We start from the raw sequence: 15,007 nt of genomic DNA on the forward strand, positions 1-15,007 counted from the left end.
GAAAGCCTCAACAATATTTGTGCCTAGCTAGTAATACCGCAAAGATGGCTTCTTGAAAATATGGCGCATCCGACAGGATTCGAACCTGTGACCAACGGCTTCGGAAGCCGCTACTCTATCCAGCTGAGCTACGGATGCGAGAAGGAAGTAATAAATGATGTTGAATTTTCGGCTTGCTTTCTGGTCTGGTCACATTTTATTCGCGGCCAGTGCTAACTCCTTCTGCAAGGCGAGATTCTACTGTTACAGAGCGGGATCGTCTATGCCGTTATCCTCCAAAATCTGATTTTTCAGCAGCTTCTTTTGATTGCCTGTATTTCAATGCAGAACAGATGGCGATTTCGCAATTGTTTTGTTTGGTATATGTTGGTGCAGCTCATTCTGTATTGAGCATTAAATGCACTGCGTTGAGGCGCGATTGGTGTATGCGCAAGCATTATAATTTGCACCTATCTGCGTTGCCTGAATCGTACATTACAGAATAAATTTTAAGCGCACACTTATTTTTGTCAGTAATACGGCTGTTAGTACGGAGAGTACCACTGTGAATATAAATACCAAGGTTTTTGATGTTATGTAGCCAGGTAGTATTAATAAAAACAAAGGGTGAGAAAAGTAAATCCCGGCGGAAACTTTTGCGAACATGTCCGAGGTGGTTTTTCGCGCTGATTTTATTAGCAGCAAAAATAATGATATTGCGGAGGCAAATTGCAGAAAAAGCATATCAAAATGTTGGCGTAGATCTCCAATGAAAAGAGTATTTATGCCTCCTTCCAGGCAAAGCAATACCCATGAGATAGAAAAAATAATGAATAAATGTTTTGACTCAAATCGGGTTTGCAGATTTTCTCTAGCAATCAGAAATCCAATGATAAAAAAAGGTAGCGAGAATAATAAAAAATTTCTGTAAATATGGGTTTTGTTGAAAATTTTGTCGACAATGCTATTGCCAAAAAGATGATAGTTGCCAGCGTACTGAATGAAACATCCCGTTAAAAAAAGTATTATCGATAAAATAAAGAGATGATGCGATGATTGTTTCTTTAGCATAAACATGCATACGCCTGCACCCAGTAGGCCCATGGTGAACCATAAGTGCCAATATCCCTCTATGTATCTCTTTGCGACTTCTACCGCTATTTCAAGAAAAGAGGCATTAACTGGTATATAGAAGTAGAGGTAAACAATTGACCAAAATGTATGCATCAATAAAATGGCCATAAACCATCTTTTGAAACCAGAGAATGCATGCTTGCTAATAAGGCTATAAAAAAAGAACCCTCCCACAATAAAAAAGGTAGGAACGCTGAAACGAAAAGCGGATTGCGTAAAAAAATAATTCAGATGAGCCGAATAATCCTTTAAAAAAGCAGAGTGATTAATGATTACCAAAATCGAAAGAATGATTCTGGCTTGATCCAGCGTTAAATTTCTCATTTGGAGTCCTTTTCTTGTATCGGTTTTGCTTAAATTAGTTTTGACGGGGCAGGCCTGTTGCTAGTTCTGCGATACTTAGTTTTTGGCTAATATCTATGGTGCCCAAACTCTCACTCATAGTGCCAAATTGGAAATCACGAATCATGTGCTCAAGGCGTGGCAGGCAGCGTTTGAGGTTGGTGTAGTGGCGGAAATTGCTGAACCAACTGGCGTTGGGGACGCGCGGCTGGTCAGGGTCTATCTCCCAGGGGTGCAGGTAAAAAATTTGTGGCTTGGTTTGATTCAAGCTGGCGCGTGCGAAGAGCCATTTGGACAAGGCATAGGGATATTGACGGAAATAGCCGCCACCGGCGGCGGGAATACGTTGGCCCAGTACCTTGGCGGTTGTGAGTGGGAATTCGAGTAGCTTTGTGCCGTTGGTGGTAATGATTTGGTAGGGCTCTTCCGGGCTGCCGGGAATGCCATAGTTGTCGTGGCGCGTGGGAAAAATACTGGAGTCCCAGGTAAAACCCAACTCGGCGAGAATATCCAATGCCCACAGCGATTTGCGGGTGATGGAATAACTGGCGGCGCGATAGCCGGTCACAGGGGTCTGCGTCAGGTCTTCTAATAGCTGTTTGGATTTTGCCGTCTCGGCGCGGAACACTTCAGGTGTCTGGTTATAAATCAGCTGATGGCTAAAACCATGGGAGGCAATTTCGTGGCCTTGCTGATGAATTGTCTTTACTAATTGCGGATATTTTTCTGCCACCCAACCCAAAATAAAAAACGTAATTTTAATATTGTGATCGGCAAACAATTGCAGCAAGCGCTCAGTGTTTTGTTCAACACGCGACGGCCAGTTATTCCATTCGCTGGGTTTAATCACCTTGGCAAATGCGGCGACGTGATAGTAATCCTCTACATCGACGGTCATGGCGTGGGTGATGGCGGTTTGGCTCATTGTGCGCTGCTCTCGGGGGTTGTTGTGCATAAGCTCAACGGCATCTTTCGATGCCGTTATCAGCGATCACACCTTGTAATAGTCGCGATACCATTTCACAAAGTTTTCTATGCCCACTTCGACCGGAGTAGTGGGTCTATAGCCAACATCTTCAATTAACGCATCCACATTGGCGTAGGTATCCGGGACATCGCCCGCCTGTAGTGGCAACAGGTTTTTAATGGCTTTTTTGCCCAGGCAATCTTCCAGCACTTCAATGTAGCGCAAGAGTTCGACCGGGTTATTCGAGCCAATGTTGTAAATGCGATAGGGGGCGCTGGAGGTGGCGGGGTCGGGTTTGTCGCCGCTCCAGTTACTATTGGGGGTGGCAACGTTATCCAGGGTGCGCACTACGCCTTCCACTATGTCATCAATGTAGGTGAAGTCGCGGCGATGATTGCCGTAGTTGAATACATCAATCGGTTCGCCCGCGAGAATTTTTTTGGTGAAAATAAACAGCGCCATGTCGGGGCGACCCCAAGGGCCATAGACAGTGAAAAAGCGCAGGCCGGTTGTCGGGATCTTGAATAAATGGCTGTAGGTGTGCGCCATTAATTCATTGGCTTTTTTACTGGTTGCATAGAGGCTGACAGGGTGGTCGACGTTATTGTGCACATCAAACGGCATGGCGGTGTTCATGCCATAGACCGAGCTGCTGGAGGCATAGACCAGATTGTCGGTGCCAAAGTGGCGGCAGCCTTCCAGAATATTCAAAAAGCCGGTGATGTTGGCATCAATGTAAGCTTGGGGGTTTTCCAGCGAGTAGCGAACGCCTGCTTGGGCGGCGAGGTTAACAACACGATCCGGCTTGTGGGTTTTGAACACATTGTCGATAGCGGCTTTGTCTTCCAGATTGCAGCGGATATCAGTAAATGCGCTATTGCCCGTCAGGTGGGCCAAGCGGTCTTTTTTGATTTGCACATCGTAGTAGTTGTTGAGGTTGTCGATGCCGATTACCTCATCGCCGCGGGCGAGCAGGCGTTTGGCGAGGGTTGAGCCGATAAAGCCGGCGGTGCCTGTGACCAATACTTTCATAGCAGATCCTTAATTAGAGACGCGCATCAACGGCGTCTTTGGGGAGAATGTGTTTTACGTCGAACAGCACATGGTTGTCTTTGCCCAGTGTGCGTATTGCTTCTGCGCCCATGTCGCGGAAGCTATTGTGGCCAACGCACAGAATGATTGCGTCATAGCTGTTGGGTTTGGGGGACTCAATCAAGTCCAGCCCATATTCGTGCTGTGCTTCGGCGGCGTCGGCCCAAGGATCGAATACGTGCACATTGGCGTTGTAGTTTTTGAGCTCATTGATAATGTCGATGACACGAGTATTGCGCAAATCCGGGCAGTTTTCTTTAAAGGTCAGTCCCATGATCAGGATGTTGGAGTCCACCACATGGCATTTGCGCTGGGTCATCATCTTGACCACTGACTCGGCCACAAAGGTGCCCATGCCATCATTAATGCGTCGACCGGCCAGAATCACTTCCGGGTTGTAACCCACTTGCTGAGCTTTGTGGGTCAGGTAATAGGGGTCAACACTGATGCAGTGGCCGCCGACCAGGCCCGGACGGAACGGCAGGAAATTCCACTTGGTGCCGGCCGCTTCCAGCACCTCAATGGTGTCTATATTGAGGCGTTTAAAAATCAGCGACAGCTCATTAATCAACGCGATATTAATATCGCGTTGGGTATTTTCGATCACCTTGGCCGCTTCGGCTACCTTGATGCTGCTGGCTTTATGGGTGCCAACCACCACAATCCGGCGATAGAGCTGGTCGACAAACTCGGCCACTTCCGGTGTCGAACCTGAGGTGATTTTGGTGATGTTGTGCACGCGATGTTGTTTGTCGCCCGGGTTGATGCGCTCGGGGCTGTAGCCAGCAAAAAAGTCCTGGTTGAACTTCAGGCCCGACACCTTCTCGATGATAGGGACACAAATCTCCTCGGTGCACCCCGGGTAAACCGTGGACTCAAACACTACTACCGCATTTTTACCGATGACTCGCCCGAGCAACGCGGAGGCTTTTTCCAGCGGCGTTAAGTCCGGTTGTTTACTATCATTAATGGGCGTGGGAACGGTGACTATATAAACGTCACGGCCTTTGATGTCTTCTTCCTGGGTGGTGTAACTGATGTGGGTGGCTTCGGCCAGTTCCTCGGCGGTCAATTCCAGTGTGCTGTCGATACCCTTATGCAGTGCGGCAACGCGCGCGGGGTTGATGTCGAAGCCAATAGTGTTGATTTTCTTACCGAATTCCACCGCGAGCGGCAGACCGACATAACCTAAACCGATAATGCAAAGCGAAGGGCTGCTTGCGAGCATGTGAAAAGTCCTTAGCAAGAGGTGGATCCAGAGGGGCGCTAAGTTACCACATTTGGCGGCATTTTTTATATTGTCGCGAATGCATTCTGACGCTTTCTGTGACTGGCTATAGACACCTGTTGTCTGTGACAAAATACCGTCGTCGATGACCGCGCTTTTGTAACACAATATCGCTATAATGCACGGCTATTAAAAGTCCAGCCTACATAATTCACCTGAAGGAATCGCTTTTGTCTTACGTCAGACTCAATAAACACTACATCCACCTGCCATACCTCTTTCTCGGTATAGCTGAAGCTATATTGTTAGGTGTTTCGCTGTGGGCGGCGAACCGGTTGGTGCTGGCGGTGAATCCCGCGCTGGAGTTTGAGTCTTCGCTCTTGCCGTTGGTGGTTTTTTCCGTGTTGCTGAGTTGCTGTACCTTATCCATGGGCGTCTATACCGCCTTGGTGCGCGAAGGTTTTTCGAGCATGGTATTGCGCACACTGGTGAGTTTTTTCCTGCTGGGCAGTCTGGCGTTATATCTGGTTAGTTCGCTGTGGGATAACCTGATTCCCCAGGCGTTGATTTTCTGGGGCGTCCTGATTGCTACGGCCGCTGTATTGGTGACGCGTTTCATTTTTGTTAAGGCTGTCGATGCCGATCAGCTAAAGCGCCGCGTCATTATCTACGGTGCAGGCGCGCGCGCGCAAAAGTTGTTGGAAGATCTGGCGCCCGAGGTCGGTGCTCTGGGGGTGAAGGTTGTTGGTTGTGTGCCGAGTGCAAATGAAGCACTTGCCGTGAACCCCGAGCTGGTTGTACCCGAACCGCAAGATTGGTTGGCCTACGTAAGAAGTGCACAGATTTCTGAAATAGTGATTGCACCTGACGAGCGGCGTCGCAGTGGCGGCAATGTATTTCCACTCAGCGATTTTTTGGATTGTAAATTGGCCGGTGTTCCCTCCAGCGATGCGCTCAGCTTTTGTGAGCGGGAGCTGGGCAAGATTGATATCACTTTATTACAGCCGAGTTGGATGTTGTTCTCCGACGGCTTCAAGTATTCCAAGCGTCGATCCATTGCCAAACGGATTTTTGATGTTGCCTTGGCGTCGCTGTTTTTCCTTATGTTATGGCCATTTATGTTGCTGACCGCGATTGCGGTTCGCCTGGAAAGTCCGGGGCCCGTGCTCTACTTCCAAACCCGCGTTGGCCTTAACGGTAAAACCTTCCGCATCTATAAATTCCGCAGCATGCGGCAGGATGCGGAGAAAAACGGTGCGGTATGGGCCAAAAAGAATGATGCACGCGTTACCCGGGTGGGGGCTTTTATCCGCAATACCCGGCTCGACGAGTTGCCCCAGCTTTATAACGTGCTGGCGGGGGAGATGTCCTTTGTCGGCCCGCGTCCGGAGCGGCCTGAATTTGTGGTAGATCTTGCAAAGCAGATCCCATTCTATGAAACTCGTCACAAAGTGAAGCCCGGTCTTATGGGCTGGGCCCAGCTTAAGTATCCCTACGGCGCTTCAGTAGAAGATGCCAAGAACAAACTTCAGTACGACCTTTACTACACCAAGAATCACAGCTTCCTGATGGACATGCTTATCATGATCCAGACGGTGGAAATCGTCTTGCTTGGCAAGGGTGTACATTGATCAACCGGTACGGCCACCATTATCGCAGCGCTTGCGAAGGAGATGTCTTGTGAGAAAACTACTTTGGGTTACCCAATTGATAATGCTCCTGGTGCTGGCCGGCTGTAGCAGCAGTAAGCCATCGGATATGCCGCCATTATCAGAGGCGGGATTGCTCAGCGAATACCGTATTGGTGTGGGCGATTCGATCCAGATTAACGTCTGGCGCAATCCGGAGTTATCACTCTCTGTGCCGGTTCGCCCCGATGGCAAGGTGTCCATGCCCTTGATTGGCGATATTCTTGCCGCTAATCGCACAGCCACAGAGCTGTCGGCTGCTATCACCAAAGACCTTGCTTCTTATGTACGCAACCCGCAAGTCACGGTGATTGTATCCAACCCCAGCAGTTCAGATTTCCAGCGCCGCGTGCGCATTACCGGCGCCGTTAAAGCGCCGCAATCCATTCCTTATCGCGAAGGTATGACGGTGTTGGATTTGGTGCTCATGGCTGGTGGCCCTAATGAATTTGCATCGGCGAATAATGCCAAGCTGTATCGTCGTATTAACGGTGAGGTGAAGGTCTATCGCATTCGTCTGGATAATTTGATGTCAGCGGGTGATGTTGAAACCAACTATGACTTACAGCCTTCCGATATCGTCAGTGTTCCCGAGCGCGCCTTCTAAGGCGCGCTTTTGCATTTTCCGTATTGTTTTCATTGTTGAGCACGGTGGTGCTCGCGCACCCATAGAGATGTTTCATGGATAAAGCCTATCTCAAAGACTTGTTGAATTCACTGCGCGCGGAACTTGTCCGGTTCCGTTACCTCTGCGTAGTGCTGTTCATTGCTGTCAGTTTCCTTTTGCTATTTTTAGGCATTACCTGGCCCAAAAAATTTACCACCTCAGCAGTACTCTTTGCTGATCAGACCACCATCATTGAGCCACTGCTAAAAGGCTCAGCGGAAATGACCAAAATTGATCGCTCGGAGCAGGCGCGTGAAATTATCTGGACTCGCGGCATTATGCTGGCGGTTGCGCGTGAAGTTGGCATGGTCGATAAAAATGCCTCTCAAGAAGAGGAAGAGCAGGCGATCAGGCGTATTCGTACCGGGTTGAGCGTCAAGGCGGAAGGCAATCGCTCCTACTTTAGAATCAGTTATGTCGCCAATGATCCCGATCGCTCGTTTGAAGTACTAAACGCAGTGGTTAATGTCTTCATGGAAGATACCGTCAGGAAAAAGCGTGCCGAAAGTTTGGGCGCGTACAATTTTATTGATGCACAAGTGCAATCTTATAAAAAACAACTTGAGCAAGCCGAATCGCGCCTGAAAGATTTTAACTCACAAAATACCGACGGCACGGAATCTGAAGTGTCTACGCGCATTGCTGCCCTGCGCCAACAAATTGAAATGCTCAACATTACCATTGAGGAATCCCAGGCGCGTTACAAAACTATCCAACAACAATTGGGTACTGAAGGACAATATCTGCAAGCCAAAGGACAGGTGGACGATCTGCGTCAGCGTCGTCAAACACTGGCTCTACAATTAGAGCAGCTGCTGCTCAGTTATGAAGAAGGCTATCCCGATATCATTTCAATTCGCACTCAAATTGCTGATTTGGATACCACCATTGCCAAGCTGCAAAGTTCCGGTGATGTCTATGCCGACACTCAAAAAGCCGAGAACCCGCTGTACGAAGAATTGCGTAAACAATTGGCCAATGCCGATGTGGAATTGCGCTCACAAAAACGCCGGATGGAATCACTGGTCGCACTACAGGAGCAGGAATTTGCTCGCCAGCAACGTGTAGCATCCAATCAGGCACTGCTCTCTGAGCTGACCCGTGACTATGATGTTATTCGCAAAACCTACGATGACATGCTGCAGAAAAAAGAAGCCGCGCGCTTGTCAATGACATTGGATATTGAAGGGCAGGGCGTGAGTTATCGTATTCAGGAGCCTGCCACTTTCCCGTTGAAACCATCCGGTTTTCACTTTATTCATTTCGCCTTGATTGGGCCTTTGTTGGGTTTGTTATTGCCACTCGGATTGCTGGTTGCCTATGTCATGTTCGACCCGCACTTGCGCTCGGCGCGCGCTCTGCAAAAACAGTTGCCTGACGATATTCAATTAATTGGCGTTATTCCACACTACCGTTCGCCCCTGGGCGATCGTTTGCTCAAAAAAGATATGTTGTTGATGTTGGCTGCCAGTGCAATTGCGATGGGTTTGTACATTGCAATTACTGTCTATTGGCACATAACCAAAGGTTAATCCCGGGTAGATAAAATGGAACAGGCAAAAGAGCGCAGTCTGAAACAATTAATGGCAGGTGTTGATGCACTTGTAGAGACAAGCGATCAATTGGTAAAGACCGCCGTGCTTGAGCATCGCAAGCGTGAAAAAATCAAAAATATGGAGCTGCCCTGCTTGTGGACACAGGACGAGCTTTATGAAAAGAAAGTGATCTTCACCGGAATGCGTCAGCGTGAATTATTGAACGCCTTTCGCGAAGTTCGTATCCGTCTGTTAGAGCGCAGTAAAAGCGACAATATGGTGGTGTTGGTCAGCTCCGTTTCCAAACATGGAGGGTCGAGTTTTGTAGGGTTTAATCTTGCGGCAACCTTCGCCCTGGATCAACATAAAACAGCACTTTATGTCGATTGCAATCCCTATTCTTCTACCGCAGAAAAGTACACAACACAAGACGTGGACGAAGGGCTGACCCAATACCTTACCGATTACACTGTTCCCTTAAAAAACATTATTTATCCCAGTGGAATAGAGCGTCTTCGTGTTATTCCCTCTGGTGGTTCAAGTGAATCGGCGGCGGAATTTTTTAACTCCAAGCGTATGGAAGTATTCGTCGCTGAAATTAAATCGCGTTATCCAGATCGTTTTATTGTGTTGGATGCACCCTCCGTGCAGCAATCCACCGAAGCGCGCATTCTCGCTAAATATTGTGACCACGCGCTGTTGGTTGTGCCTTATGGCTCTGCCGTGACAGACGAGGTTTTGGCTGCTGTTGATGCGGTAGGCAAGGATCGTTTTGCTGGCTTGGTGTTTAACAACTAACGCAGGAATAACCTGAGGGATGTCCCATGAAAAAGTCGCCAATTGCCATTTTGGCTGCGTCCTGTGCAAGCGCTGTTGCGTTCGCGGCGCCAGCTAATACCAATAAGGCTGGCAGTGATTTCGGGGCATCTGTTTTTGTCAGTGCACAGCAAACCGATAATGCTCTCAAATCAAAAGAAGATAAAATTTCGGAATTGCAAAATCAACTGGGCGCGACCGTATTTGCCGCCTATGAGAATGACTACATCGCCTTGAATTCTGACTATAGCCTGAGCGAAATGCGCTATGAAAAGGATAGTCAGCAAGCGCGTACTTCTACGGTGGGCAAAACAGATTTTACCTTGGGAAAACCGCACCATAGTTTTGACTTAAATATATCCCATAGCTTGCAAAAACTGCCTAAATTTTCCGGTGCGCTTGATCTTGAAGAAAATAATGATGAGAAGCAGGTACTGAGTGTCCAGCCTGGTTTTCGCACTCGCATTACCCCGGTTGATAATTTCTTTATCAATGCCAATGCCACCGAAGTTGAATATCGTTTTGAAGAGCAAAAAAATTCCTCGCGTCGCGGTGGAGCTGTAGGCTTGGTACATGGTTTTTCTGCAGTAGATTCGCTGACAGTGTATGTATCGCAAACGGATATTACATTCGACTTTAACCCTGATGTTGACTACAAGCAGACAATGGCGGTTGTCGCCTTGGATACACGCTTGCGCAAAATCAACTACCGGATTGAAGCAGGGCAAAGCCGTACTGATTCCTCACGACTTGGTGTGAGCGATGATCCCTACTATGTGTTTCAGTTGAATTACGATGCAGGCTACAACCAATTAACCTTCGCGTTTAATCAACAGGTGACGGATTCGTCTCGTGGTTTTGATGCAGGCACTATGCCTGGTGAAATCGCAAGTGGCAGCGATGTGACGGCAGATCAAGTTGATCAAGTATTGTTGCGTCATGCAGAGTTGCGTTGGAGCAGTAGCGCATTGTGTGGTCGCTGTGATTTTTATATAAGCGCCTACCGCGACGAGCATGAATACCAATCGCTGGATCGCAATGAAGAACGTTTCGGCGCCGCATTGGGTTTAAATTATCAGCTCTCCCGAAATGCACGTGTTGGAGCAAATATCAGCAGGGCAGATCAGGATCTGATGAGTAGCATTAATCAAAATAAATATACGCTTGACCAATTAACAGCCTATTACAACTATTCATTTGTTAATGGTTTAAATATTCGGCTGTTTGCAACTGAATATAAGCGTAGTGCTGAAGCATCGATTGATGAATATTCAGAGCTAAGGGCCGGTATTACTGTCGGCTACAGATTCTAATACCCGTTACTACATTTATTATTAACAGGAATGGTAAATTCCATGAAAAAGATCGCACAGGTTGCTGCCCTTAGTTTGGGTATCGCATTAATTGGATGTGGCGAAGACACTAGTAAAAATGCCGAAACCGCATTGCGCCACCAAAACTCTGCAAAAGTCTATTTGCAGCAGGGACAATTACGCGCAGCCATGTTAGAGGCGCGTAATGCCATTCAATTAGCCCCGGAATCTGCTGATGCCTATATAGCACTTGCGCGAATACTGAATGATACCGGTGCTTATTCATCTGCCATAACCATGCTTAATAATGTGGTAGAGCAAATCCCTGAGGTGGCTGCTGAATTAGCTGAAGCAAATATAGAAATTAAAAAATATCGCACTGCACTTGATGTTATGCAAAGCCATCCCGCACCGGCGGATAATGCTGCACTGCAATATCAGCAGGCTTACCTTACCGTTAAAGCCAATATCGCGTTGGGTGAAAAGGATGCTTATACCGAAGCATTAGCGTTGTTTAGTGCGCTACCCAATAGTGCCTTGGATGCAAAATACCTCGAAGCGAATATTTTGCTGGCCCAGGGGCAGACAGAACCAGCGATTGTCATTTTGAACGAGATTGTTGCGCAGGATGAAAAACACCTCGATGCATTAGTGTTGCTTGGCAATCTGTCGCTGTACGAAAACAAATTGCCAGCGGCGGAACAATATCTTACCAAGGCATTGGCATTGGTGCCAAATACCGATGTGATTACCGTTGAGCGCGTCAAAGTCTTAACCCAGTTAACGGAAGTGCTTATTCAACAAGGGCGCACTAGCGAGGCTTATACCTATCAAAAGTTATTGGCCGATGCAAATCCGGATCGTAATGTCGCACAGCAAAAATTTAACGATGCCATGGAGTTGTATCAACAAGGGAAATTTGCCGATGCGGAAAAGCTGCTGCGCGAATTGCGTAGTGATTATCCAGACGATAAAAACACCGCTACTCTCTTGGGAATGGTGGAGTTCCAGCAGGGCGCAGATCAAAATGCAATTGATTTATTTGATCAATTTATTGACCCGGAAACTGCGGCGCCATCCGTTATTCAGGCGGCAGCGCTGGCAAAATTTCGCAGCAATCAAATGGATGATGCCATTGTATTGCTGAAGAATGCCGCCGAACGCCAACCCAACAATCCCTCCATTTTAGCTACCTATGGTTTGGCGCTATTGGATCAGGACCCTACCAGTTCTGATGGGGCAATTGCACTGGAAAAAAGTCTCGCCCTTGAGCCTAAGCAACAGCGCATTCGCATCGCGCTGGCAAAACGCTATATGGCCATAGATCAGCCGGAGCAGGCCATTGCGCAGTTGCAAAAAGCCTATGAAGCACAGCCAATGGATCTTTTGGTGCAGCAGACCTATTTTAAAACCTTGCTCGCGAATGGTCTTGATAAGCGTGCAGAAGAAGTATTAAAAGGTTTTGATCATCAGCATCAAGGCAGTCCGCGCAGTGCTTTCTTGCAAGGTTGGTTTGCGCTGTATAAAAAGGATTACAAAACAGCTGAGGCATTGTTTGAAAAAGCCCTTTCCATTAAAGGGAATGACGAAAAACAATTATCTTACGCAGGGCTTGCCCAGATCTATAACGAGCAGGATCAGCCGCACAAAGCGGTAGTCGCATGGCAATCGATTATTGAATTGGATCCCGCTAATCTAAATTCTTATCGCCCGTGGCTAGCTCAAATAATGCGGTTGAATCGGGCAAAAGAAGCGGTAGCCTTCCTTGAGAAACTGGAATCCACATCAAATCATTGGCAGCCCTCTGCAGTGCTTGCCCAGTTATTGTCGACAGAGAAGCAAAATCAGGCGGCACTCGTTCATCTTGGGCGTGCGTTGGAAAAAAGCAACAATGCGCACAACGTACAGCAAATTGCTGCAAATCTTTACACCGCCTATGCGGGCGAATTGCTTGCTGCCGATAATACCGATGAGGCGCGTAACTATCTGCTCAAAGCTAGTGCACTATTCCCCAATAACATTACTTACCTTGCCGGATTGGTAGAGACGGAAATTGCTGCCGGTAAAATCCCGGAAGCACAAAAGCTACTCGATCAGTTTGAACGAAATGCCCAGTCAGAATCCGGGCTGCTCTATCTGCAAGGCATGATTCGTTCAGCGGAAGGAAAATCAGACGAGGCCTTCTCGTTCTATCAGCAATCCTGGGCGGCAAAGCCTACCGAGTTAGCGGCTGATTCCATCTACAAACATTTTATTGCAGTAGACAAAAAACAACAGGCTGATGCGTTTGTTGCTGAGTGGCTGGAAAAGCTGCCACAAAGTTATCGCGCCAGTTTATTAAAAGCACTGGATGCGCAGGATAAAAATGATATTCCTGCCGCTATCGAAGGTTATGAGCGCGCACTGAATAATGCTCCTGAATCACCGGTGCTATTGAATAACCTCGCCTGGAGTTACTATCTGGAAAAAGATCCTCGTGCTGAGCAGGTTGCAAAAAAGGCCTATGAATTAGCGCCCAATTCACCCGCCATACTGGATACCTATGGCTGGATTCTTGTGGAGAGCGGAAAGGTGAGTGAAGGCATTAGTTATTTGGAGCGTGCCGCCAATCTCGCTGAAGGTAATGCCGAAATTCAGCAACATTTGGATGAGGCTCGTGCGCGGCTCAAAAAGCAATAATAGGTTCTCGCAATGATAAAAACTGGGCCGGATGCGGCCCAGTTTTGTTTGTAAGTAGAATCTTGCATGGCACTCATACTCAAACAATCAACAAAAGGCGGAAGCCCACGAAAAATGGAAGCCCCTGATATTAAACAGCAGCGACAAGCTTTATGGCAGATTGCAACGCCTTTTATGGTCATTGCTCTTCTTGTCGCAATGTTCTTCCCCACGTTTATTGGGCTTTCGTCGTCATGGACAAAATGGGATGAATCCCTGTCGCATGCGTATCCACTGTTATTGTGGTTTTTGGTTTTGTTGTACAAAGCAGGGCCTATCGAAATATCCACGCAAAAAAAGTGGATTGATCTGTTGTTGGCTGTTGCTCTCATTTTTACGTCAATTGCCTGGTTTTTATTTAATACTATTCAGATAAAAATTCTCGAGCAGCTCACTCTGCTGCCATTATTGTTTTTATCCCTGGCATTTATTATTGGTGTCAAAACTTTATGGCAGTTGCGCTTTTTATTGCTCATGCCAGTGTTTGCATTACCGATTTGGGATTATCTGAACAACAGTCTCGTTCACTTGGCCAGTTATGTGGTCGGTGAAATGGTGCGTGTTATCCGGATTCCTGCCTTAATTGATGGTAGTAGCATATTTATACCGGCAGGTCATATCATGATTGCCGATGGGTGCTCAGGGCTCCGTTACCTCATCATTTCACTAGCCCTTGGTTACACCATCAGTTACCTCAATGGATATAAAGAAAAAGGATTGATTGTTTCCCTGTTAATTGCAGGGCTTTTAGGTTTGGCCGCCAATTGGATCAGAATATTTTTGTTAATTTTGGTGGGATACCATACCGAAATGGAAAGCTCTTTAATGAGGGATCATGAAACCTTTGGCTGGATAATTTTTGCCTTAATCTGTTTCCCAGCTATTTACTTTGCGCCAGTGATTAAAAAGCCCAGCACCAATGCACCAATAAATGGTACTAGTTTTAGTATGAAAAAAATGCTGGTGTTGTGTTTGCTGTTGTCCCCAGGGTTCTGGTTGGGAAAAGTGGTTGTTGCCACTAACAATACAGTTCAGTCAGCGTCAAGCTACAGCCTGGGTGACAGTGGATTTTTACCTCACGCATCAAATCTGCCCCTGCCGCTAGTGTTACCCGCAACAACGCACACTTCGCGTTTTGTTGCACCTCACAATATCTATCTGCAAATAAATCAATATATCCCTAAGAGTTCCAGTGACAGGCTAGTACCTTATATTGCGCGGCAATTTGACTTGCAATTTTGGTTGCAGGAGGAAGTCAAGATTGTATCCGTTGGCGATAAAAAAGTGCGCCTGGAGCAGTTGCGACAAAAATCAGGATTAAAACGGATTGTACAAGTGCAGTGGTTTGATATTGGTGGTTTTAATGCCGCTACGGTCTCGCAAGCCAAGCTGTTGCAGATTCCAGCAGTATTCAGTGGGAATCAATATTTTACTGTTTTTACATTACAAACAGAGTGTACGCAAATTGACTGTCATAGTTCACGGCAATTATTGCTTACTGCAAGTGAATCAATTCAATAAAAGGTAA

Annotated in this window: 11 protein-coding genes and 1 tRNA gene; 7 read left to right on the forward strand and 5 right to left on the reverse strand. The window is 47.2% G+C overall.

The features are described 5' to 3' along the window. Positions 1-61: 61 nt before the first annotated feature. The 5 genes from B0D95_RS15790 to tviB form a co-directional block, all read right to left on the reverse strand. Positions 62-138, reverse strand: a tRNA-Arg gene (locus tag B0D95_RS15790). Between the two features lie 336 nt (positions 139-474). Continuing rightward, complete coding sequence (locus tag B0D95_RS15795; protein ID WP_078044794.1) at positions 475-1,437, reverse strand: acyltransferase family protein; 963 nt, start codon at positions 1,435-1,437, stop codon at positions 475-477. Positions 1,438-1,471: 34 nt separating this feature from the next. Further along, positions 1,472-2,380 carry an XrtA system polysaccharide deacetylase gene (locus B0D95_RS15800; protein WP_078044795.1) on the reverse strand — a complete coding sequence of 303 codons (909 nt, stop codon included), beginning with the start codon at positions 2,378-2,380 and terminating at the stop codon, positions 1,472-1,474. Positions 2,381-2,446: 66 nt separating this feature from the next. After that, positions 2,447-3,454 carry an NAD-dependent epimerase gene (locus tag B0D95_RS15805; protein ID WP_078044796.1) on the reverse strand — a complete coding sequence of 336 codons (1,008 nt, stop codon included), beginning with the start codon at positions 3,452-3,454 and terminating at the stop codon, positions 2,447-2,449. Between the two features lie 13 nt (positions 3,455-3,467). Beyond that, entirely contained in the window at positions 3,468-4,742 is a 1,275-nt protein-coding gene (tviB, locus tag B0D95_RS15810) for a Vi polysaccharide biosynthesis UDP-N-acetylglucosamine C-6 dehydrogenase TviB (RefSeq protein WP_078044797.1), read from the reverse strand. 230 nt (positions 4,743-4,972) lie between these two features. On the opposite strand from tviB, the gene B0D95_RS15815 reads away from it, so the two are divergent. The 7 genes from B0D95_RS15815 to xrt all read left to right on the forward strand — a co-directional run bounded on the left by B0D95_RS15815 (position 4,973) and on the right by xrt (position 15,000). Continuing rightward, a complete protein-coding gene (locus tag B0D95_RS15815) occupies positions 4,973-6,373 on the forward strand; it encodes a TIGR03013 family XrtA/PEP-CTERM system glycosyltransferase (RefSeq protein WP_168172467.1) in 1,401 nt (466 codons plus the stop codon). 127 nt (positions 6,374-6,500) lie between these two features. Continuing rightward, positions 6,501-7,037, forward strand: a complete 537-nt coding sequence (locus B0D95_RS15820) for an XrtA/PEP-CTERM system exopolysaccharide export protein (protein ID WP_078045794.1) — start codon at positions 6,501-6,503, stop codon at positions 7,035-7,037. A gap of 74 nt (positions 7,038-7,111) precedes the next feature. Further along, positions 7,112-8,629, forward strand: a complete 1,518-nt coding sequence (locus tag B0D95_RS15825; protein ID WP_078044798.1) for an XrtA system polysaccharide chain length determinant — start codon at positions 7,112-7,114, stop codon at positions 8,627-8,629. A 15-nt stretch (positions 8,630-8,644) separates the two neighbouring features. Beyond that, a complete protein-coding gene (locus B0D95_RS15830; RefSeq protein ID WP_078044799.1) occupies positions 8,645-9,430 on the forward strand; it encodes a CpsD/CapB family tyrosine-protein kinase in 786 nt (261 codons plus the stop codon). 26 nt (positions 9,431-9,456) lie between these two features. Beyond that, entirely contained in the window at positions 9,457-10,761 is a 1,305-nt protein-coding gene (locus B0D95_RS15835; RefSeq protein ID WP_078044800.1) for a hypothetical protein, read from the forward strand. A 42-nt stretch (positions 10,762-10,803) separates the two neighbouring features. Then, on the forward strand, positions 10,804-13,440 hold the full coding sequence (locus B0D95_RS15840) for a tetratricopeptide repeat protein (protein WP_246841627.1): 2,637 nt from the start codon (positions 10,804-10,806) through the stop codon (positions 13,438-13,440). Between the two features lie 66 nt (positions 13,441-13,506). Next, positions 13,507-15,000, forward strand: a complete 1,494-nt coding sequence (gene xrt / locus B0D95_RS15845; RefSeq protein ID WP_078044802.1) for an exosortase — start codon at positions 13,507-13,509, stop codon at positions 14,998-15,000. Positions 15,001-15,007: the final 7 nt, after the last annotated feature.

This window comes from Cellvibrio sp. PSBB023 (assembly GCF_002007605.1).
Taxonomy (GTDB): domain Bacteria; phylum Pseudomonadota; class Gammaproteobacteria; order Pseudomonadales; family Cellvibrionaceae; genus Cellvibrio.

Bases quoted from the DNA above. Each gene is read 5' to 3' on its own strand.
- xrt (WP_078044802.1), top strand. From the start codon at position 13,507: ATGGCACTCATACTCAAACAATCAACAAAAGGCGGAAGCCCACGAAAA.
- B0D95_RS15835 (WP_078044800.1), top strand. From the start codon at position 9,457: ATGAAAAAGTCGCCAATTGCCATTTTGGCTGCGTCCTGTGCAAGCGCT.
- B0D95_RS15795 (WP_078044794.1), bottom strand. From the start codon at position 1,437: ATGAGAAATTTAACGCTGGATCAAGCCAGAATCATTCTTTCGATTTTG.
- B0D95_RS15830 (WP_078044799.1), top strand. From the start codon at position 8,645: ATGGAACAGGCAAAAGAGCGCAGTCTGAAACAATTAATGGCAGGTGTT.
- B0D95_RS15800 (WP_078044795.1), bottom strand. From the start codon at position 2,380: ATGAGCCAAACCGCCATCACCCACGCCATGACCGTCGATGTAGAGGAT.
- tviB (WP_078044797.1), bottom strand. From the start codon at position 4,742: ATGCTCGCAAGCAGCCCTTCGCTTTGCATTATCGGTTTAGGTTATGTC.
- B0D95_RS15820 (WP_078045794.1), top strand. From the start codon at position 6,501: ATGCCGCCATTATCAGAGGCGGGATTGCTCAGCGAATACCGTATTGGT.
- B0D95_RS15805 (WP_078044796.1), bottom strand. From the start codon at position 3,454: ATGAAAGTATTGGTCACAGGCACCGCCGGCTTTATCGGCTCAACCCTC.
- B0D95_RS15840 (WP_246841627.1), top strand. From the start codon at position 10,804: ATGAAAAAGATCGCACAGGTTGCTGCCCTTAGTTTGGGTATCGCATTA.
- B0D95_RS15825 (WP_078044798.1), top strand. From the start codon at position 7,112: ATGGATAAAGCCTATCTCAAAGACTTGTTGAATTCACTGCGCGCGGAA.